The 20,012-nt window shown below is 49.9% G+C and carries 19 protein-coding genes and 1 tRNA gene; 11 read left to right on the forward strand and 9 right to left on the reverse strand.

Translation table 11 applies throughout. The features are described 5' to 3' along the window. Positions 1-139 precede the first annotated feature (139 nt). Positions 140-346, forward strand: coding sequence for a hypothetical protein (locus ACKVOS_RS00005; RefSeq protein ID WP_409209965.1), 207 nt, complete (start codon positions 140-142; stop codon positions 344-346). Positions 347-545: 199 nt separating this feature from the next. Here ACKVOS_RS00005 and ACKVOS_RS00010 read toward each other — a convergent pair. Next, positions 546-635: transfer RNA gene (locus ACKVOS_RS00010), tRNA-Ser, on the reverse strand. Between the two features lie 250 nt (positions 636-885). Between ACKVOS_RS00010 and ACKVOS_RS00015 the strand changes: the two genes are divergently transcribed. The 8 genes from ACKVOS_RS00015 (at position 886) to mazG (ending at position 8,349) form a co-directional block, all read left to right on the forward strand. Beyond that, positions 886-1,863, forward strand: coding sequence for a lytic transglycosylase domain-containing protein (locus tag ACKVOS_RS00015; RefSeq protein ID WP_409209998.1), 978 nt, complete (start codon positions 886-888; stop codon positions 1,861-1,863). A gap of 142 nt (positions 1,864-2,005) precedes the next feature. Then, the gene (locus ACKVOS_RS00020) at positions 2,006-2,809 is read left to right on the forward strand and encodes a septal ring lytic transglycosylase RlpA family protein (protein WP_409209966.1); all 804 of its coding nucleotides are present in this window, start codon (positions 2,006-2,008) and stop codon (positions 2,807-2,809) included. A gap of 140 nt (positions 2,810-2,949) precedes the next feature. Beyond that, positions 2,950-3,600 (forward strand): dTMP kinase, encoded by a 651-nt coding sequence (gene tmk, locus ACKVOS_RS00025; protein WP_409209967.1) that lies wholly within the window; start codon positions 2,950-2,952, stop codon positions 3,598-3,600. Next, positions 3,597-4,559 carry a DNA polymerase III subunit delta' gene (locus ACKVOS_RS00030; RefSeq protein WP_409209968.1) on the forward strand — a complete coding sequence of 321 codons (963 nt, stop codon included), beginning with the start codon at positions 3,597-3,599 and terminating at the stop codon, positions 4,557-4,559. Before tmk ends, ACKVOS_RS00030 begins: the two co-directional genes overlap by 4 nt. Before the next feature lie 23 nt (positions 4,560-4,582). Continuing rightward, the gene (metG, locus tag ACKVOS_RS00035; RefSeq protein WP_409209969.1) at positions 4,583-6,151 is read left to right on the forward strand and encodes a methionine--tRNA ligase; all 1,569 of its coding nucleotides are present in this window, start codon (positions 4,583-4,585) and stop codon (positions 6,149-6,151) included. Next, a complete protein-coding gene (locus ACKVOS_RS00040; RefSeq protein ID WP_409209970.1) occupies positions 6,148-6,927 on the forward strand; it encodes a TatD family hydrolase in 780 nt (259 codons plus the stop codon). Before metG ends, ACKVOS_RS00040 begins: the two co-directional genes overlap by 4 nt. Continuing rightward, on the forward strand, positions 6,924-7,526 hold the full coding sequence (locus ACKVOS_RS00045; protein ID WP_409209971.1) for a TIGR02281 family clan AA aspartic protease: 603 nt from the start codon (positions 6,924-6,926) through the stop codon (positions 7,524-7,526). The genes ACKVOS_RS00040 and ACKVOS_RS00045 overlap by 4 nt, the downstream gene beginning before the upstream one ends. Before the next feature lie 43 nt (positions 7,527-7,569). Then, entirely contained in the window at positions 7,570-8,349 is a 780-nt protein-coding gene (gene mazG / locus ACKVOS_RS00050) for a nucleoside triphosphate pyrophosphohydrolase (RefSeq protein ID WP_409209972.1), read from the forward strand. 24 nt (positions 8,350-8,373) lie between these two features. On the opposite strand, the gene hflX is transcribed toward mazG, so the two are convergent. From hflX to dusB, 7 genes are all read right to left on the reverse strand, one after another. Then, positions 8,374-9,693, reverse strand: coding sequence for a GTPase HflX (gene hflX / locus ACKVOS_RS00055; RefSeq protein WP_409209973.1), 1,320 nt, complete (start codon positions 9,691-9,693; stop codon positions 8,374-8,376). Further along, complete coding sequence (gene hfq, locus ACKVOS_RS00060) at positions 9,690-10,187, reverse strand: RNA chaperone Hfq (protein ID WP_409209999.1); 498 nt, start codon at positions 10,185-10,187, stop codon at positions 9,690-9,692. Before hfq ends, hflX begins: the two co-directional genes overlap by 4 nt. Positions 10,188-10,307: 120 nt before the next feature. Next, entirely contained in the window at positions 10,308-11,705 is a 1,398-nt protein-coding gene (locus tag ACKVOS_RS00065) for a sigma-54-dependent transcriptional regulator (protein WP_409209974.1), read from the reverse strand. Positions 11,706-11,707: 2 nt separating this feature from the next. Further along, on the reverse strand, positions 11,708-13,954 hold the full coding sequence (locus tag ACKVOS_RS00070; protein WP_409210000.1) for an ATP-binding protein: 2,247 nt from the start codon (positions 13,952-13,954) through the stop codon (positions 11,708-11,710). 375 nt (positions 13,955-14,329) lie between these two features. Further along, positions 14,330-15,745 (reverse strand): sigma 54-interacting transcriptional regulator, encoded by a 1,416-nt coding sequence (locus ACKVOS_RS00075; protein WP_409209975.1) that lies wholly within the window; start codon positions 15,743-15,745, stop codon positions 14,330-14,332. Continuing rightward, positions 15,742-16,821 carry a two-component system sensor histidine kinase NtrB gene (locus tag ACKVOS_RS00080; protein WP_409209976.1) on the reverse strand — a complete coding sequence of 360 codons (1,080 nt, stop codon included), beginning with the start codon at positions 16,819-16,821 and terminating at the stop codon, positions 15,742-15,744. The genes ACKVOS_RS00075 and ACKVOS_RS00080 overlap by 4 nt, the downstream gene beginning before the upstream one ends. Before the next feature lie 14 nt (positions 16,822-16,835). Continuing rightward, a complete protein-coding gene (dusB, locus tag ACKVOS_RS00085; RefSeq protein ID WP_409209977.1) occupies positions 16,836-17,831 on the reverse strand; it encodes a tRNA dihydrouridine synthase DusB in 996 nt (331 codons plus the stop codon). Positions 17,832-17,913: 82 nt separating this feature from the next. Here dusB and ACKVOS_RS00090 point away from each other — a divergent pair, with 82 nt between their 5' ends. Together ACKVOS_RS00090 and ACKVOS_RS00095 are read left to right on the forward strand one after the other, a co-directional pair. Next, positions 17,914-19,062, forward strand: a complete 1,149-nt coding sequence (locus ACKVOS_RS00090; RefSeq protein ID WP_409209978.1) for a bifunctional 2-C-methyl-D-erythritol 4-phosphate cytidylyltransferase/2-C-methyl-D-erythritol 2,4-cyclodiphosphate synthase — start codon at positions 17,914-17,916, stop codon at positions 19,060-19,062. Then, positions 19,062-19,574 carry a CinA family protein gene (locus ACKVOS_RS00095; protein ID WP_409209979.1) on the forward strand — a complete coding sequence of 171 codons (513 nt, stop codon included), beginning with the start codon at positions 19,062-19,064 and terminating at the stop codon, positions 19,572-19,574. The genes ACKVOS_RS00090 and ACKVOS_RS00095 overlap by 1 nt, the downstream gene beginning before the upstream one ends. Here the strand turns inward: ACKVOS_RS00095 and ACKVOS_RS00100 are convergent. After that, the gene (locus ACKVOS_RS00100) at positions 19,538-19,996 is read right to left on the reverse strand and encodes a type II toxin-antitoxin system RatA family toxin (RefSeq protein ID WP_409209980.1); all 459 of its coding nucleotides are present in this window, start codon (positions 19,994-19,996) and stop codon (positions 19,538-19,540) included. The two genes, ACKVOS_RS00095 and ACKVOS_RS00100, sit on opposite strands and share 37 nt — an antisense overlap. Positions 19,997-20,012 lie beyond the last annotated feature (16 nt).

A 20,012-nucleotide genomic window follows, 5' to 3' on the forward strand; every position in this document is an offset into this window, starting at 1 on the left:
AACTCTCCAAGCGCCAGCAAGTCACCGCTGTCCGAGTGGCCAATGTGCCTGCCGAAGTTTTCGAGCGCCAAGTCGAAAGGGAAGCAAATACAGCGGTTCCGCAAGTATCGGTGGTTGCCGTAAAACATTCTACACCGGAATGTTTACCTTGACGGGCGTCCCGTATCAGACGCGCTTCGTGGACGTCTTTGTGCGAAAGTCCGATGTCGGCAACCGTAACCTTCTTCTGATCTGGAAGAAGGTTTTGATCGGCGCGGGTAGCAATCTCCCCACGTTCCTGAGCATCATCATATTCATCGGCCAGTCGACTGCGCGCTCCTTCCGTCACTGGAATTTCTTCCAGTGAGCCCCGCACCTTCACCCTCAGACTGTTACCGACTGTTGCATCTCAATTGTTTCGTTAGTCTGTTTGTTGATTAGGGATTCTCCGGATTGGAGCGGGTCACGGCGAATATACCGATTGATAAATTGATGGCCCTATTGAGGGACGGGAAAATATGTGTTTTCCAAAAGGTATGGAAATAAGGTAATATTTGAGGGGATAGTGGCGGACAGGGTGGGATTCGAACCCACGGTGAGCTTCCACCCACGACGGTTTTCAAGACCGTTGCCTTAAACCACTCGGCCACCTGTCCGCGAAGAAATTGCCCCTAGCCAGCAAATTGCGACCATGCAAGCGCAACGATATCAAATCTGGGACGCTATTGCGCTGAACGGCGCACTTATAGCGACCAAATTCATTCCCATGATCTTATTGTTGTGGCACAATCAACCCATGATCGCGCTTAGGAGAATTATGTGTTTGTAAGTAAAGGCGTGCTCCTCAAGGGTTTTAGCTTGCTCGCATTTTTGTCCGCGCAGCCAATTCTGGCGCAGGATTCCATCATGCCCGACCAGCAAGCCATTGCCATGGAAAGCGGGTTTCGCGTTTACTTGGCGCAAGTACGTCAGCGCGCGTTGAGCGAGGGGGTTTCGGCAAAAACCGTCGATTCTGTGCTGCCTTCGATCCGCTATAACGAGCGTGTGGTTCGGCTTGACCGGCAGCAACCCGAAGGACCCACGGATGCACCTGTACCAAATTTCGCGCCCTATAAGGCACGTCATGTTGATGCGTCCCGCATTGGCCGCGGGCGATCGAAATATTCCGAACTTAGGCCGGTTCTTGGGCGGATAGAGGCCGAAACCGGCGTTCCAGAAGCGATGATGATCGCCATTTACGGACATGAAACTAATTACGGCACAGTGACAGGAAACTATAACGCGCCTGAAGCTCTTGCCTCGCTTGCATTTGAAGGCCGTCGTCGCAGTTTGTTCGAAGCGGAGCTGATTGCTGTATTAAAAATGATCGACCGTGGTGTCCCGCAATATGCGATCACGGGAAGCTGGGCAGGTGCATTGGGGAAACCGCAGTTTTTGCCTTCTGTTTACTTAAGGCTGGCGCGCGATGGTGATGGTGACGGATATGCGGATATCTGGAAAAGCGAGATTGATGCGATGACATCTATCGCCAATTACTTTGTAAAGTCGGGTTGGCGCCGGGATGAAGAATGGGGGTTTGCGGTTTCGGTTCCTGCATCCTTTAACCGCGCGTCCGTGAAGACTTTGGCGGCAGCCCCCCGCTGTCCCCGCGTATTTGCCCGGCACAGCAAATGGCTAACGATAGCAGAATGGAAACAATTGGGACTTACTCCAGATCGGGGATATTGGCCGAAAGATACTATGCTCGCCAGCTTGATCGAACCCGATGGGGCGGGAAAAACAGCTTATTTACTTGGTGGCAACTACCGCGTGATATTGGATTATAACTGTTCAAACTTTTACGCACTTTCGGTGGGGTTACTGGCTGATGAGGTCCGCAAATAAGAAGATTATGCTGTTGGCGATTTGCGGGAGCTTGGCATCGTGCAGCGCATTGAACAAGCGCCAGACAGTTTCCATCCCTTCTACGTCAAATACAACCGGGTTTGCTATTGTCGATGACACGTCGGTACTCGGTGATCCATATATGATAGCAGGGGTTGTTTATACACCACAGGATAGCCCCACCTACGATGATGTGGGCTTTGCGCGGATTGCCGCGACTGACAGACCGGAATTGGCGAATGCAAATGGGGAAACATCCATCCTGTCGGGTGCGTGGGCTGCGCACAGAACATTGCCCATTCCTAGCTATGTTGAAGTTACGATGCTTGATAGCGGGCGTACTATTTTGGTTCGGGTCAATGATCGGGGGCCAATGTCCGGTGAAGGCATCATCGAACTGTCGCCGATGGCGGCCAAACAGCTTGGTATTGAATCGCAGGAATCGACCGCGGTTCGAGTGCGGCGCGTAAATCCACCCGAGCAGGAAAAGGCGGTCCTTCGGACAGGTGGAATGGCTACAGAACGCCTCGAGACGCCTGAATCTTTGCTCAAAGTTCTTCGCGGCAAAATCGCAAATCGCCAGCAATCTGCCGCCCCTGACCCAAAGCCTGAGTTGATCGACTCCGGAAAATCAAAGGTCAAAGCTGGCAAAAACACCGAAATTGCGGCATCCAAAGTACCGGTCAAAATTAAGCAAACTCCGGAAGCCACCTCAAATCCGGTCAATCGCTTAAATGATGGCTACATAGTTCAACTGGCAGCATTTGCCGATCAAAAACGGGCGGAAGCGATGGCGCAAAAATATGGTGCAACGGTTAGTTTGGACCGCGCTCGCCAATTATACCGTGTACGTATTGGTCCCTATGCCAAAAGACGTGACGCCGAAACGAGTCTGACAAGCATTAAGGCCAGGGGGATAGCCCAAGCACAGATATTGAGAAACTAGCTAGCTCAGCTTTTGGGCAAAATTTTCAGCAGGTTTTGAACCGGGGTTTTTTCTGCCTCATGCCCTATTGGCACTAGTAATATAGATGTGCCGGTTACATATCCTATGCCAAGTTCAAATAGACTGAGATTGGGCATATTTTGTCGAGAGACGGTGTAAAAAAACCCGGACGCTTTCTCACCGTAGAAGGCGGGGAGGGGGTTGGTAAATCAACGCAGATTGTTGCCCTAGCCGATGCTATCCGAAAAGCCGGGTTTGACGTGGTGATAACGCGGGAGCCGGGTGGAACGCCGGGCGCGGAGGCGATACGCCAATTGCTTTTGGGTGGAAGCGCGGAACGTTGGCTGCCCCGGACCGAAGCGTTGTTGTTTGCCGCGGCGAGAAGCGATCATGTCGAACGCCTCATTAAACCAGCTCTTGAAAACGGGAAGTGGGTCATTTCAGATCGCTTTCTGGACAGCAGTCGCGCCTATCAGGGCGGTGGTTCAGGCTTATCGGATAATGATATTCTGGCATTACATAAAATTGGAAGCCAGGGTTTGCTACCTGATCGGACGCTTGTTCTTCGTCTGGACACCAATGAAGCGATGAAACGGGCTTCTTCGCGCGATGCGGGGCATGCTGACCGAATTCAAAGCAGGGACTCTGGATTTCATACAGATGTCGACAATGCGTTTGTGGGTTTTGCCGAAAAAGAGTCGCGCATAAGATTGGTGGATGCTTCGGGGCCGGAAGAAGTGGTAACATCGCGATTGTTGTCGGAGATTTCTGACTTACTAGAGTTATCGTGACAGAATTTGTCGGGCATGAAGCCGCATGGCGGCAATTTGCCTCGGCTTTGGATGCCGGAAAACTGCATCATGGTTGGATATTGTCGGGGCCTCGTGGCTTAGGGAAAGCTGGCTTTGCCCTTCGTGCCGCCGCCGCTTTAGTCGATCCGGCGGGGCAATATGAATCGATGATCAAACGCGGTTCGCACCCTGACATTTTAACTGTAAAGCGCTTGCCAAAAGAAGCACTGAAAGACGGTGAAGAGGCGGATCCTAATGCAGAGCTTAAGCGCAGCATTTCCGTCGACCAGATTCGTCAATTGCAGGCAGCTCTGACAACTCGGCCGGGTTTGTCAAACAAGCGTGCAATCATCATCGATGCCGCCGATGATCTAGAACGAGGCGGCGCAAATGCCTTATTGAAATCACTAGAAGAGCCGCCGGTAGGTACCTATTTCCTGCTCATAAGCCATGCCAGCGACCGGCTTTTACCTACGGTGCGATCGCGTTGCCGAATGTTGCGTTTTGAACCTTTGGATCACCGAGATATGTCGACCGCGTTGCGCCAGCTTGCTCCAGAACTGAGCGCGCATGATATGGATGTATATATCAGAATTGGTAAAGGTGCGCCTGGTCAAGCACTTGATTTCATTGGTCTTGAACTGTCTAAGTTGGAAGACGCCATGACGTCAATTTTGAATACAGGTGATCGAAACAATCAAGTGCGAAGCGCATTGGCCGAACAACTTTCGTTGAAGGCCGCGCAGCCGCGTTATGAAGCTTTCCTTCGCCTCGCACCCGCGCTGATTGCCGACTGCGCTCGCCAACTGAATGTAAAAGATGTTGTTCATGCAACCGAAGCCTGGGCTCATGCAAGCGCACTTGCCAGCAGGGCTTTATCTTTAAGCCTGGATAAGCAGAGCGTTGTTTTCGAAATGGGAAGCTTGCTGGCATCACTGCAACCGAATAAGGCCGGATAAACTAAACTGCAGCAAGAGTGTTCATGTCCGACCCATTTTATATCACAACTGCCATCGCATATCCCAACGGCAAACCGCATATTGGCCATGCCTATGAAGCAATCGCGACAGACACTATCGCGCGATTTCAGCGTTTGATGGGACGCGATGTTCGCTTTGTAACAGGAACCGACGAGCATGGTTTGAAAATGGTCCAGACCGCACGCGCCGCAGGTCGTGAAACGCTCGAATTTGCAGACGAAATGTCGTCTTATTTCAAAGATATGTGCGACAGACTGAATATCTCTTATACGGCGTTTGTGCGGACCAGTGAAGTAAGGCATCACGAAGCCAGTCAGGCTTTGTGGAAGGCAATGGAATCCAGCGGTGATTTGTATCTAGATCGATATGAAGGCTGGTATTCGGTCCGTGACGAAGCGTTTTATGATGAAAGCGAACTTCATATCGGGGAGGGAGATGTTAAACTCTCGCCACAAGACACGCCGGTCGAATGGACGGTCGAAGAAACATGGTTTTTCAGATTATCGCGTTATCAAAATGCATTGTTGAAGTTATTCAACGAAAATCCCGAATTTATTCAGCCCGAAAGTCGGCGCAACGAAGTTATGCGATTTGTCGAGGGCGGATTGCGGGATTTAAGTGTATCCCGAACAAGTTTTGACTGGGGTGTAAAAGTGCCAGGTTCGCCCGATCACGTCATGTATGTGTGGGTTGATGCCTTGACGACCTACATGACTGGTGTGGGTTATCCGGATAACATTGCCGAATTCGACCGTTTTTGGCCTGCGGATGTGCACATTATCGGAAAGGATATTGTCCGTTTTCATGCCGTATATTGGCCAGCTTTTCTGATGTCCGCAGGACTGCCTCTGCCCAAGCGTGTGTTTGGACACGGGTTCCTGCTTTCACGTGGTGAGAAAATGTCGAAATCGCTCGGCAATGTCGTAGATCCAATGGAATTGGCCGAGCTCTTCGGCGTTGATGCGCTGCGATATTTTTTCCTGCGTGAAGTAAGCTTTGGGCAAGACGGTAGCTATAGCGCCGAAGCCATCGTGACACGGGTAAATGCTGACCTCGCCAACAGTTTTGGCAATTTGGCACAGCGCACATTGTCGCTGATTTTTAAGAATTGTGATGGATATCTGCCTGAAATACATGGGCATCATAAAGATGACGAAGAGTTGTTTCGAACAATTGGAGATGTGGTAACGAACCAGATACCCGATCATTTCCAGTCTCTTGCAATGTCACAAGCTCTAGAAAGCTGGATACAGGCAGTTTTTGCATGCAACGCCTATATCGACGCACAGGCGCCCTGGACGTTGAAGAAAACAGATCCACAACGCATGGAAACCGTCCTTGCAACTTTATTCATTTGTATCGCACAACTGGCTGTGGCGGCATTGCCAGTCATTCCGGAAAGTGCCGGAAAATTGCTAGATCAGATGGGTATACCAAAGGAGGTACGCAGTTTTCTATTGATCGGTTCACATTGGTATTCAGGCCATGCCGAGAGTAATTTTCGCCTGGAGCAGCCGCAAGGATTGTTTCCAAGGCTGGAGTTGCCGGCAGAGGAGGGGAGTGACGCGTGAGCCTTGTCGATTCCCATTGCCATCTTAATTACAAGGGTCTGATCGAACAGCAGGACGCCGTGTTGGCCCGTGCCCGGGCTGGCGGCGTTTCAGCTATGCTGAACATTTCAACCCGAGAAAGCGAATGGAACGACATTCTCCGCCTTGCCGAAACGCACGCTGATATTTGGGCATCTGTCGGCATCCATCCGCATGAGGCCGACGGGCATAAAGGCGTCGATTCACACAAGTTGATTGATCGAGCAACAAATGAAAGGGTCGTCGGAATAGGGGAGACGGGGTTAGATTATTTCTACAATCATAGCGACCGTGCCCAGCAAAGGGCGTCGTTTCTCGAACATATTGTGGCCGCACGTGAAACCGGCCTTCCCTTGATTGTACATACACGCGATGCGGAGGAAGATACGGCACAGATGCTATCCGAAGAAATGAAAAAAGGCCGGTTTAGCGGCGTTATCCATTGCTTCACCGCCAGCGCCGCTTTTGCGCAGATTGCGCTCGACCTAGGGTTTTATATTTCATTATCTGGGATAGTTACTTTCAAAAATGCCAAGGATTTGCAGGAAGTTGCCAAGTGGATCCCAGGAGATCGCTTATTGTTGGAAACCGATGCACCATTTTTGGCACCGATCCCACACAGAGGGAAAACCGGTGAGCCAGTTTTTGTCGCAGACACCGGGCGTTATGTTGCTCATCTCCGCGGGATCGAATTCGACGAACTAGCCCATCAGACGAGTGCAAATTTCTACCGCCTGTTTTCGAAGGCCATCCCATGAACATATATGAAGATGGGCCTTCGCTCATTTGGGGCGTAGTCTGCGTTATTTTGCTCATTTCGTCGTTGGTGGCGAGGCGAATGCCGCTTAACCAGGTTGCTAAAATGGCATTGGCTTGGGTCGCGATATTTTTCGCGCTTTTTGCGATTTTCAGTTTTAGAACAGAGTTTCAGACAATATGGGAACGCGTCAAATCCGACTTTGCCGGTACATCGAACCAGTCGGTCAATGCACAAACGATAGAGATCAAGCGTCGCGACGACGGTCATTATTGGCTGCAATTGGAAGTAAACGGTAAAGCCGTGCCGTTTTTGATTGATAGTGGCGCAACCACAACGGCAATCAACGAGAATACCGCTATTGAAACATCTATTGACGTAGATCGCAGTGGCTATCCCGTTATCATCTCAACTGCAAATGGTCGCGTAACCGCCAAACGCGGCACGATACAGACAATATTGATCGGTCCTCATCGTATCGAAAAACATCCAGTGGTAGTATCGGAGAGCTTTGGTGACACCAATGTGCTGGGCATGAACTTCCTTGACGGTATGAAAAGCTGGAAAGTTGAGGGCAATGTTATGACCCTTCAACCTTGATATCAAAATATAATTAACATAATATATATTATCGAACTTAAATATGCACAAAGACAAATCAACTGATATTACTCCTCTCGCTGATATCATGGCGCGCTTGCGTGACCGTGAAAAAGGATGCTCATGGGATATCGAGCAAAATTTCAAAAGCATCGCACCTTATACCGTTGAAGAAGCTTATGAGGTTGCAGACGCGATCGAACGTGATGACATGGGTGCCTTGAAAGATGAACTTGGAGATCTTCTACTTCAGGTCGTATTTCACAGTCAGATGGCTGAAGAAGAGGATAAATTCAATCTACAGGACGTTATCGACAATATTTGTGAGAAAATGACGCGTCGTCACCCACATATATTTGGCGATGTAAGCGCCAATGATGCAAAGACCGTAACCGATAACTGGGAAAACATTAAAGCTGCGGAGCGAGGAGCAGGTACCGATAGCAGCGCTCTTGCAGGTGTAGCTTTAGCTCTACCTGCCCTGCTACGCGCCCAAAAAATTCAAAAACGTGCCGCACGTACAGGCTTCGACTGGCCTGACGCCGAAGGTCCAAAAGCCAAGATAATAGAAGAAATTGAAGAAGTTGAAGCCGCCAATTCTCAAGAAGAATTAGCAGATGAAATCGGAGATCTGTTGTTTGCCGTCGTCAATTTGGCGCGATTTTATAGCGTGGATGCCGAGATTGCTCTCAAACAAGCCAACGTAAAATTTGAGCGTCGTTTCCGGGCGATGGAAGCAATATCGGGATCAAATTTCGTCAGCCTTTCACTCGATCAAAAAGAAAATCTGTGGCAATTGGTAAAGGTCCAAGAAAAACAGTAGTTTAATTTGCGGACGAGCTAAGCCTCAACGAACAGAAAATTGCTTTTCGAATTGACCCCAAAGTTGCTGACTAAGTGACACTTCAACAGACAAAAAATCACCAACCTCACTCTGAACATCGACTGTCCCTCGGGCATGTAACCACGCCAGCAACGCGCCATTATCAATCGGAATATTCAAAATTCGCACTTCATTTTGCTTGGCAATTATCGACGAAAGAAGTGCTCTAAACGCTTCAATCCCCTCACCTGTTTCTGCCGACAACAGTTGAACACGATTATTGCGTTTGGCAATCCGCTCCAATTCGTCACATCTTTCCTCGGTTAAAAGATCCTTCTTATTCCAAATTTCTATTATTTCCGGGCCGATTTGCGGATCTTCATCATTACCAATGCCGAGATCACGCAAAATCGACATGACGTCGTCACGCTGTGAATCACTCTCATTATGAGCTATATCGCGGACATGAACGATGATATCGGCCGAAATGACCTCCTCCAGAGTAGCTCGGAAGGCGGCAACAAGTTGTGTCGGAAGGTCAGATACGAATCCGACAGTATCCGATAAAATCGCCTTTTCAACGCCGGGCAATGATATCTCCCGCATTGTCGGATCCAATGTTGCAAACAGCATATCTTCGGCAAGCACGGTTGCGCGCGTCAGCCGATTGAACAACGTGGATTTGCCCGCATTTGTGTAGCCAACCAAAGCAATAACCGGCCAAGGGGCGCGTTTGCGTCGGGCTCGATGCAAAGAACGAGTTCGCTTCACCTCGTCCAATTCACGCCTTAGCCGCGCCATGCGATCACGGATCATTCGCCTGTCAGCCTCGATCTGGGTTTCACCTGGTCCACCCAGAAAACCAAATCCACCGCGCTGCCTTTCCAAATGGGTCCAACTACGAACCAGCCGGCCAGCTTGGTAATCAAGATGTGCAAGCTCAACCTGCAACCTCCCTTCGGCCGTTGCGGCACGTTCGCCAAAAATTTCCAGTATCAACCCGGTCCGGTCGATAGTTTTCAGCCCCGTTTTTTCTTCTAAATTTCGTTGTTGGATTGCGGTTAAAGCGGCATCGACGATTAAAAGATCAATTTCTAGGTCGCGACCAATTTCCGCGATTTCATCCACCTGCCCGCCCCCCAACAAGGTAACGGCACGCGGGCTGCGGACACGAAAGTGCTTTTTGCGGACGACGTTCAGTCCGATAGCAAGCGCAAGACCCTCAGCCTCGTCAAGTCGCGCCTCTGCCCCGACTGCTGCTTTGCCGGGAAGCTCAGGATAAATAATAAGTGCGCGTGCGCCGCGAGCAAATTCGTCCGTTTCACTGCGATTAAAAACGCTCAAACATCGCCCTCATCTAGCCCGTGATTATACTCCGCCAAATTAACGGCATGTGCGGGTTGAATGGTCGAAACGGCATGCTTGTAAACAAGTTGCGTTGTGCCGTCACGTTCGAGCAGCAATGAAAACAAATCATACGCCGCAATTGCGCCTTGCAACATCACGCCGTTGACCAAGAAAGTGGTAACCGATTCGCGTTTGTCACACATGGCGTGGAGGAAAACATCCTGCAACATACCGGCGCGATGAGTCGTCCGTGACATCATTTCCTCAAATATCGCTCGGTCCGGAGAAGATGAGGGCATGATTGTGGAAATAGAATGCTTGTACACCAGTTGTGACATTCCATCGCGACGCAATAGAACCGAAAAATTGTCAAACCATGTAACAACACCCTGTAGTTTCACTCCTTTTACAAGGAACATCGTTACAGGTGTTTTTGACTTTCTGAGGGAGTTCAGAAAGAGGTCTTGAAGACCATTATTCTTTTCAGTCATTGTCATTATCCGTTTATTTTATGTTTTTGCAAATGCAGGTTGGACCCTCGGCGCAAGTCCTTAGCCGTCATCTGATGCATTTTATTTACAACAGTGACATTTTTTTCGCAATTGCAGGATTCAATCCTCTTCTTCGGATATTTCTTCGCCATTTTTTCGGACCGAAATGCCCAGTAATTTTAGCTTTCGATGAAGTGCGGACCGCTCCATTCCCACGAACGCGGCTGTTTTGGAAATGTTTCCGGAAAAACGCTTTATCTGAACACGCAAATATTCCCGCTCAAAAGCTTCCCTCGCCTCGCGCAACGGAGCCCCCATAAGTGAAGTCACATTATGTTCGGAGCCTTCGTAACTGTTGATAATTTCCGATGGCAACATATCCGCTTCGATCCGGTGAATACGGTTCGATGGAGCCAATATTATTGTTCGTTCGATGATATTTCTAAGTTGCCGGACATTCCCCGGCCACTCGCACGCTTGTAACGCAGCCATCGCATCATCAGATATGACCGGCGGCGATATTCTGTGCTCGGATGCAAAACGCGCAGCATAATGGTTTGCAAGATCGGGGATGTCTTCACGGCGACTGGCCAAAGGCGGAATCTCGACCGGCACAACGTTTAGCCTGTAGAATAAATCCTCGCGAAAACGGCCTTCGGCGATTTCGACCGCTAGGTCACGCGCAGTGGCCGACACAAACCGAACATCGACGCGAATTTGCCGGTCTCCGCCTACCCTGACGAAACTCTGATCGGTCAGAACACGCAAGATTTTGCCCTGTGTAGTCCATGGCATATCCGCAACTTCATCCAGGAAAAGCGTTCCACCATGAGCCTTTTCAAGCATTCCAGCCTGCACAAGGCTGCCGTCTTGTTCAATTCCGAATAACTCTTCATCGAAACGTTCTGGTGAAAGTCGGGCCGCACTAACTGAAACAAAGGTTGATTCTGATCGCGGGCTCCAACTGTGCAAAAGGCGCGCAGCTACCTCTTTTCCAACCCCGGCAGGACCGGTGATCAACATTCTGCTCCCTGTACCCGACACTTTCTTCAACGTTGCACGGACGTTGTTGATGGCGGCAGACGAACCATTTAATTCTTCGGAATGACCGACTTTCGCGCGCAATGATGCATTTTCCGCTCGTAACCGTTCCGTTTCGGTTGCCTTGGCAACGAGATGTAGCAGCTTTTCAGCTTCAAACGGTTTTTCAAGAAAATCGACGGCACCTTGGGAAATCGCCGCTACGGCAGTGTCGATATTCCCGTGACCTGAAAACACTATAACCGGAATCTGGGGATCACGGCTCTTTATAGCCTTTAACAATTCAATGCCGTCCATCGACGAACCTCGAAGCCAAACATCCAATAGTATCAAAGAGGGCAGCCGCTCGTCCAAAGCGGACAACGCCTCGTCAGCGGTGGCTGCCGTGCGCGTATTGTAACCGTCATCATCAAGGACACCAGAGACAAGGTCCCTGATATCCTGTTCGTCATCTACAACTAAAATATCCAGAGCCATGATTAAAACTCGTCCTCTGCCAATGTACCACGGTCTGTTTTTGAAGAAGCGTCTTTCGCCTTTTCGGCAACGATTTGCGGCGTAAACATCAATGTTATGAATGCACCCCCATTTGGAGCATCCTCCAATATTATTTCGCCAAAATGCTCTTCGACAATTTTTTTGACGATTGCCAAACCGAGCCCTGATCCAGTGGCGCGGTTCGTAATATAAGGTTCCATGATTCGGTCCCGATCATCGGGTAAACCTATACCATTGTCGGAAATCTGAACGAGAATGTGTCCGGCAGTTTCCTTGATATCGACCGAAATAACTCCTTCAACGGGCTCCGATTTACGGCGCTCCTGAATCGATTCGACGGCGTTTTTCAAAATATTGGTAAATGCCTGGCCCAATTGTCGACGATCGGAAATCAGCATCGGAGACTCTTCTGACGGCTGATATTTGAAGCTGATGTCAGGATGCGCGACTTCAAACAGAAAGACGGCGTGACCAACGATATCCTGGAGATTTTCATTCCGGAAAACAGGCTTGGGCATTCTTGCAAAAGATGAAAACTCATCAACAATATTCCGCAGATCCCCGACTTGCCTGATGATAGTGGCGGTGAGCTGTTCAAATATGCCGCCGTCATTTTCAACCTGTTTGCCAAAACGCCTCTGCAACCGTTCAGCAGCGAGTTGGATCGGCGTCAGCGGGTTCTTGATTTCATGTGCAATGCGTCGTGCAACATCGGACCATGCGGCACGACGTTGATCGGCCAACTGTTGGCTGATGTCTTCAAACGTAACAACGACGCCTCTTTCACGTTGCGTTACTCTTACCGCGACCGTCAAAGGTTCTGGACCATCGCCCAATTGCACAACTCCACGAGACCGGTTTTCGGTTAATTCAGCGAGTGTGGGGGCAACATCCATAAAGTTTAATCCGACAATACTCTGCGTCTTGCCGCGCAACATCTTTTCGGCCGTAGAGTTGGCAAGCTCGATCTCGCCGGCTTCATTCACCGAAACCACGCCTGCCGATACCGATTCCAGAACCGTTTCGATAAACACCCGCCGCTCACCCAATTGATGGTTGGTAGCCAGCAATGCGCCTGTCTGGCGCTCCAGTCGCTCTGTCATCCGGTTAAAGGATTGCGACAGAAAACCAACTTCATCGGCACGAAATTGGTCTTCGCTGACTCGCGCCGAAAGATCACCCCCCGCAATCCGCTGTGCAGCCTCTACCAGATTGTTGACCGGACGAACGAGCCGGTCGGCAACGCGCAATGCGATCCACAAGGTAATGCCGATAATGAGCAAAGATACGATATACAGTGCGATATTGAACTGCAGTTGCAGCGCGCGTGACCGAACAGCCATGGTTTCATAGTCTTTAAGCACGAGTTGCGCAGTTTCACTTAACTTAAAGGAAGGTACGCTTACAGCTCTACTAGTATACAAATACGACCTAGGCTTTTCGAATAGCATAACTATTGCTTCTATTCTATCTGGTTTAACATTTGCTACTAATGTTTGCCCAGTATTTAGAAGCTCAATTGTTTTTTGATCAATCCATGGACTATTTCTTGTGCTTTCACTATCCGGTGACCATACACTTTCAGTTCGTTGTACCCCATCACGACCGATTGAAACAATTGCGGACTCAGTCATCTTTCTAACCAATGTCCAGTTACCACTCGCAGTCAAGAAAGCGGGGTCCGAAATTTCAACCTGTTGCAGCGCGTAGCGAATATCAATTGCCATAGCAGTCGCATCGTCGCTGAGGTCGTTTAACTTCTCTGTATAATAACCCTTAGCAAGATCTTGAGAATTTTCTAGAACGCCACGGGTAGTACTTGAATACCAGAATTGGACTCCGCCTTGAAATAAAACGGAAGCAAATATAACAAGTAATATAGTTGGAACAATAGCTACTAGTGAAAATGTTGCAATTAATCGAACATGAAGCATATCTTTATTGTATAATTCATTTCGACCTTGTCTTTTTTGCGCTGTTCTTATTGCTGCTGCCATAATAATGCAAGCCGCTGGCAACATGTTACTAATTAGTAGAATTGAAGTTAATTCTGGCGAGAGGGGTTCACTTCGTTGATTATTTAGAGCCAAAGCGGTCACCGCCGCCGCCAATAAAACGGCGAGAAAACTGCAAGTTTCAAAAATCTTGAATGAAAGCGCGCTGCCGAATGGATTTGCAGCCGCCAAAACTTTATGGATTTTATTCAAGACATGTTCAAAGTGCGCCATTATAGCCACAATGACACAGCCAAGTTGACATTAAAAGCACAAAGCAATAATTTAACTTAAATTCTATTGGAACCGCGCAACGCGTAAAAACACACTCAATCAGATATTTCTAATGTGCATCAATTTAAAATTGGCGCGATTTTACTGGGCAGTAGATTCCAACCGAGCATATCTCGCAACTTCGATGCAACCCGACGACGACCCCACGTTGCCGCAAGCATAAACGATGCATGTGTTGCCACCGCAAACGGTAAAAACTTGCCCCGGACCGCTCGGGGTATATGGAAAGCTAGAAGGTGTAGATTGCAAGAGCGCAATGCTTAGCATGGCGGACAAATTAGAAAACACTAAGCATGCTCCATACTATTGATCATATCATAATTTGGTTAATAGATTGTATAATGTCAACTTTTTTTTCATAGTATTCCTATTTATTCCCAGCAAAGCAGCGGCTTTTAATTGATTACCTTTCACCTGACGCATCACGTGCTGCAATAAAGGTGTTTCAAATTGCGCGAGTGCCTTTGGATACAACTTGTCTCGTGAGTGCCCCCGTTGTTTGTGGTCGCGGAGAAATTGTACGACGGCGGCCTCGAAGCTCGCTCCCTTTACGGGAGCATCGCTGTCTGGCGCGCTTTCAACATTCTGATAAATTGTTGCTTCGGTAATAACATCCTCACGGCACACCAGTGCCAACCGATAGATAAGGTTCCGAAGCTCCCTGATATTCCCCCGCCACGGCATGGTCATAAGCGAGGCAATAGCGCTGTCATCGATTTTCCGGAGCGGCAATCCATCTTTAGCCGCCAGGATCAGAAAATGATGGGCGAGTAATCCGATATCATCGGTCCGGTCCCGTAACGGTGGCATATGGATAGGAACAACGTTTAACCGATAAAACAGGTCTTCGCGAAACTTTCCGCTTGCGATCAATTCTTCGAGCCGCTGGTTCGTCGCCGCAATTATACGAACATCCAGACGAATGCTGGCTTTGCCTCCTATCCGGCTAATCACACCGCTTTGTAATGCGCGCAACAGGCGGGTTTGGGCATGTTTTGGCATGTCGCCAATTTCATCGAGAAATAGCGTGCCTCCCTGCGCCTGTTCAAACCGGCCAATGGCCTGACCAACGGCGCCGGTAAACGAACCTTTCTCATGGCCAAAAAGTTCCGCCTCGATCAATTCACTTGGTATTGCGGCCATATTGACAGCGACAAAAGGCCCCGTTTTACGGTGCCCCAAACTATGAATAGCTTCTGCAACCAATTCCTTGCCTGTGCCGCTCTCACCGGAAATCAACACCGACAAATCGTTGCGCAGCAAGCGGGCCACCATCCGGTATACGTCCTGCATTGCAACGCTTCGGCCTATCATCGGTAAATTGGCCTCTGATAGCGAATCAGAGGCGCTGTCCGGCACCGAACGTCGCTTATCGATGCCCTGCTTCACCGCCAAAACCAGATCGTTTAGATCGAACGGCTTGGGGAAATATTCGAAAGCATTGATTTCGCTCGCCCGAACGGCAGTTTCCAAAGTGTTTTGGGCCGACATGATAATGACCGGCATATCCGGAGCCGCTGCCATCACGTCTTTCAAAGTCGCGAGACCATCGCTATCTTTCAGCACGACATCGGTTAGCATCAAGTCAAAATGACCGTTGTCGAGCGCCGCATTTCGGGCGCTTACGGAATCGCAGATTTGAGTATCGATATTCTCGGCGGACAACGCCGCGCAGACCACCATTCCGATCGACGCATCATCTTCGACGATCAACACTCTAGGATTGGTCATGCTTCACCTTTCATGGTTGCGACTGGAAGGAACAACCGGAATATCGTAACCTGCTTTTGGACGTCCCGCTCAAAAACAATACGGCTGTTCATATGCTGGGTAAGGTTCCGTACAATCGCAAGACCCAGTCCCTGCCCGTCGCGTTTGGTGGTCACAAAAGGGGAAAACAGTTCGTCCGCAATATGTTCGGGCACACCAGGTCCGTTGTCGGAAATGGCAATTTCAACAGGCAATTTTACCGACTTTCGCTCCAAATCCGCTTCACGCAAAGCACCGCTCATAACAAAACGCGTGGAAATGCCGATCACGCCATCCAACCTGCCCTTCAACGCATCGACGGCGTTTTGGAGCAGGTTAATCAATATCTGCACCATACCGTCGGCATCGATAAGCACTTCGGGAAGGGACGGATCATAATTGATCGAAAGTTCGGGCATCGCCCGATTGGCTGCCCGAAGCGATCGGATCGCACGTTCAATAAGCAAATGCACGTTTGCTGGTGCCAGTTCCGGCGGCTCGGATCGGCCAAGCTTTTGCATTTGATCCAGCAAACGGGCTATGCGGTCTACCTCATTGACAATCAGCTCAGTCAAAGGCTGGTTTTTCTTGTCAACATGCCTCGCCAGCAACTGGGCCGCGCCTTTAATTCCGGCCAAAGGATTTTTGATTTCATGCCCCAAAATTGCCGGCGCGCCCATAGCCTGCTGTTGTCCGCTATCTTTCTGTTCGCCGATATGCTCACGACCACCGTGTCGCGGAGAAATAACAGCGATCCGCCAATCCGCTTCACCGGGCAGTAAAGAGATGTTGATGTCGACGGTGATGGAACCGTGGACCGACTTCAATTCCATATCTTGCGCCGACAGGTCATTTTCCTGCGAAACCAACGCCAGATTCATACGATCACTTTCGAAAAGCAGAACCGACTCTACAAACTGCCCCTCAAGCCGCCTCCTGCTCCGGCCAAAAAATGCTTCACTGGCGTCATTTGCGTAAGCGATATGATTGTCTGGCGCGATTAGCAAAACCGGTACCGGAATGTTGGTCAGTATTTGCCCGAAATCCGGTTGTCTCATTGTCAAAAGCGCCATCAGGCTGCGGAACGGGTCAAAAACGGTTCATAAAAACGCGTGAGCTCCTGCACGACAATTTCCGGGTCTTCGATTCGGTTTACAAAGTTCCGGAATTCGGCCGAGCCGGTTAATCCTTTGGTGTACCAACCAATATGTTTACGCGCGCACCTTAAACCAACATCATTGCCGTAAAGGTCGAGCATTGCCCTGTAATGTTCGACGATAAGATGATACTGTGCCTCGATACCCGGATCAGGCAGCGTGCTGCCGTTTTTGAACCAGTGCATCATCTGGCTCAAAAGCCACGGTTTGCCATAGGCACCGCGCCCCACCATGATCCCGTCGGCACCGCTTTGATGCAACGCGCTCTCGGCATCGTTTATTGTGCAAATATCGCCGTTGACAATGACCGGTATGGACACACGGTCTTTCACATGCCGCACAAACGCCCAATCCGCGCTGCCTTTATACATCTGGTTGCGCGTGCGGCCATGGACCGTTACCATCTTTGCACCAAGATCTTCGGCGATATGTGCCAATTCGGGGGCATTCAAGCTGCCATTGTCCCACCCCATCCGCATTTTTACGGTCACTGGAACCGACACAGCCTTAACTGTTGCCTCGATCAAACTCGCGGCCAAAGGAAGGTCACGCATCAAAGCGGAACCGGCGTCGCCATTGACAACCTTTTTTACCGGACAGCCCATATTGATATCGATAATCGCGGCACCACGATCTTCGTTCAGCTTAGCCGCCTCACCCATTTCATAAGGGGTGCAACCTGCCAATTGCATGGAAACCGGCTCTTCAATCGCATCCCATTCGCATTTTTGCAACGATTGCCGAGTTTCACGGACCATGGCCTGGCTGGCGATCATTTCGGTAACATTCAAACCGGATCCGAAGCGGCGAACAATTTTACGAAATGGCATATCGGTGACACCCGTCATCGGTGCCAAAATGACAGGACAACCGATTTCGATATTGCCGATTTGAATAGGTGCTAGTTTCATTTTTTAACATTGCCTAAAATTTAGGCAGGCCGTTACTCGCTTTCGGCTTGGCGTGCAACAGCGGGTTGGCTAAGGCGCGGCTATGGCTTCTCGTCCACATATCGTTGCCCTAATTGTCGCCGCCGGTTCAGGCAGTCGGGTCGGGGGATCAGTTCCCAAGCAATTTTGCAAGGTCAGGGGCCAACCCATGTTGCGCCACAGCTATACCGTTTTTTCGCACAAGCCCGAAATCGGCGGTATTTTTGTTGTTATAGGCGCCAAACAGGACGATCTGGCTCGCGCTGCTCTTGATGGTCTGCCCCCGCCTGTCTTTGTGACTGGTGGCACCACTCGGCTTGAAAGCGTCCGCAATGGTTTGGACGCCATTGCCCAGTCTGGTGGGGCGGACTATGTTCTCATCCACGACGCCGCACGTCCTTTCTTGCCAAACACGGTAATAGATGATCTTCTTGATGCACTTTTAATCGCGCCCGGAGCGGTGCCTGCCCTTCCGGTTGTCGACAGCATCGCTCGGGGCAACGACACATTGACCGAGTCCGTTGAACGCGAAAATCTTTGGCGTGTCCAGACCCCACAAGCTTTTCATTTTCAGGTGATATTAGAAGCACACAAAAATTGGGACGGCGGTGATTCAACCGACGATGCACGCATGGTAATGGCCGCAGGTAAAGACGTGCGGATCGTTTCTGGTGATGAAGCCCTTTCTAAAATAACATATGCAAATGACATCACAGGAACAGACATGGCATTAACAATCCGGAGCGGAACAGGGTTCGATGTTCATCGCCTCGTGACGGGCGAACAATTATGGCTGTGTGGCATACACATTCCTTATGATAAAGGCTTGGCCGGTCATAGTGATGCCGATGTTGCCATGCACGCCCTGACCGATGCGGTATTGGGTGCGTTGGCCCTGGGCGACATAGGGGATCATTTTCCCCCTTCGGATCCGCAATGGAAAGGGGCGTCTTCTGATATGTTTCTAACACATGCCATGAAGTTGGCGCGTGAACAGGGTTTTGAACTGGCGAACGCTGATTTGACCATCATTTGCGAAGCCCCCAAGATAGGACCCCACCGACTGGCTATGCGGACACGTCTCGCGGAGATCATGGAAACAAACATTGATCGCATTTCCGTAAAAGCGACTACCACAGAAATGCTCGGTTTCACCGGGCGCGGGGAAGGTATAGCGACGCAGGCAATTGCTACATTTGAAAAGTTGAACTGATGAAATCTGTCTTGCCATCGAAAATCGCCAAATTGGCCGAACGTGTCGTCGCCGAAAACAAGGCAGCCGGGCGAATGATTGCAACCGCTGAAAGCTGCACCGGTGGCCTGGTTGCGGCGGCAATAACCGAAGTTCCGGGCAGCAGCGCTGTGTTGGAAAGCGGCTTTGTGACCTATTCAAACCAGTCAAAAATGAAAATGCTCGACGTAAATTCCGACATCCTTGATACTTTCGGCGCGGTCTCCGTTGCTGTGGCTTGGGCGATGGCGCAAGGTGCGTTGAAAAAAAGTGGGGCCGACATTGCCGTAGCGATTAGCGGAATTGCTGGACCGGACGGCGGAACCGAAATGAAGCCTGTCGGTACCGTTGTTTTCGCGGTCGCGGAAAAAGGCAAAGATGCCGAAGATATGGTGGGGGACAAAATTCAGTTCGGTTCGGACAAAAGCCGTGCGGATATCCGCAATTATGCAACGCTTCACGCTTTGGGATTGTTGCTGCCACCGGTGCCATAAAGAACGTCCGCCCGTTCGATAAAGGCGGAGGTCATCTTCCGCAAAGCCGAGTCAAAGAACTGGCCGGCAATAGCTTCGAAAACTCGATTTCGGAATGAAAAATCCACAGTGAAATCAACGATGGATCCACCATCCGGTGTCTCTTCAAACCGCCAGTTATTTTGCAAATGTTTCATCGGGCCATCAAGATAGTCCACAACAATAGACCTGTTTTTATCTTTTATAACCCGGCTGCTAAACGTCTCACGGAGTGATTTGAAGCCGACAATCATGTCCGCAAGCATTTCGCTTTCATCATTTTTACGAATTCGAACCGCGCTCACCCAAGGAAGAAATTCCGGATACCGGCCGACATCAGCGACCAAATCATACATTTGCACCGCACTATGGGGCAAAACCTTACGCTCATGATGATGCGGCATAGCCCCTGCCCCTTTT

Origin of the sequence: Sphingorhabdus sp. (genome assembly GCF_046154385.1) — a bacterium.
GTDB lineage: Bacteria > Pseudomonadota > Alphaproteobacteria > Sphingomonadales > Sphingomonadaceae > Sphingorhabdus_B.

Bases quoted from the DNA above. Each gene is read 5' to 3' on its own strand.
- ACKVOS_RS00090 (WP_409209978.1), top strand. From the start codon at position 17,914: ATGGCTTCTCGTCCACATATCGTTGCCCTAATTGTCGCCGCCGGTTCA.
- metG (WP_409209969.1), top strand. From the start codon at position 4,583: ATGTCCGACCCATTTTATATCACAACTGCCATCGCATATCCCAACGGC.
- hfq (WP_409209999.1), bottom strand. From the start codon at position 10,187: ATGACTGAAAAGAATAATGGTCTTCAAGACCTCTTTCTGAACTCCCTC.
- ACKVOS_RS00080 (WP_409209976.1), bottom strand. From the start codon at position 16,821: ATGAGACAACCGGATTTCGGGCAAATACTGACCAACATTCCGGTACCG.
- ACKVOS_RS00045 (WP_409209971.1), top strand. From the start codon at position 6,924: ATGAACATATATGAAGATGGGCCTTCGCTCATTTGGGGCGTAGTCTGC.
- ACKVOS_RS00070 (WP_409210000.1), bottom strand. From the start codon at position 13,954: ATGGCGCACTTTGAACATGTCTTGAATAAAATCCATAAAGTTTTGGCG.
- ACKVOS_RS00100 (WP_409209980.1), bottom strand. From the start codon at position 19,996: ATGCCGCATCATCATGAGCGTAAGGTTTTGCCCCATAGTGCGGTGCAA.
- ACKVOS_RS00065 (WP_409209974.1), bottom strand. From the start codon at position 11,705: ATGGCTCTGGATATTTTAGTTGTAGATGACGAACAGGATATCAGGGAC.
- mazG (WP_409209972.1), top strand. From the start codon at position 7,570: ATGCACAAAGACAAATCAACTGATATTACTCCTCTCGCTGATATCATG.
- ACKVOS_RS00015 (WP_409209998.1), top strand. From the start codon at position 886: ATGCCCGACCAGCAAGCCATTGCCATGGAAAGCGGGTTTCGCGTTTAC.
- dusB (WP_409209977.1), bottom strand. From the start codon at position 17,831: ATGAAACTAGCACCTATTCAAATCGGCAATATCGAAATCGGTTGTCCT.
- ACKVOS_RS00095 (WP_409209979.1), top strand. From the start codon at position 19,062: ATGAAATCTGTCTTGCCATCGAAAATCGCCAAATTGGCCGAACGTGTC.
- ACKVOS_RS00005 (WP_409209965.1), top strand. From the start codon at position 140: ATGTTTACCTTGACGGGCGTCCCGTATCAGACGCGCTTCGTGGACGTC.
- ACKVOS_RS00075 (WP_409209975.1), bottom strand. From the start codon at position 15,745: ATGACCAATCCTAGAGTGTTGATCGTCGAAGATGATGCGTCGATCGGA.
- ACKVOS_RS00020 (WP_409209966.1), top strand. From the start codon at position 2,006: ATGATAGCAGGGGTTGTTTATACACCACAGGATAGCCCCACCTACGAT.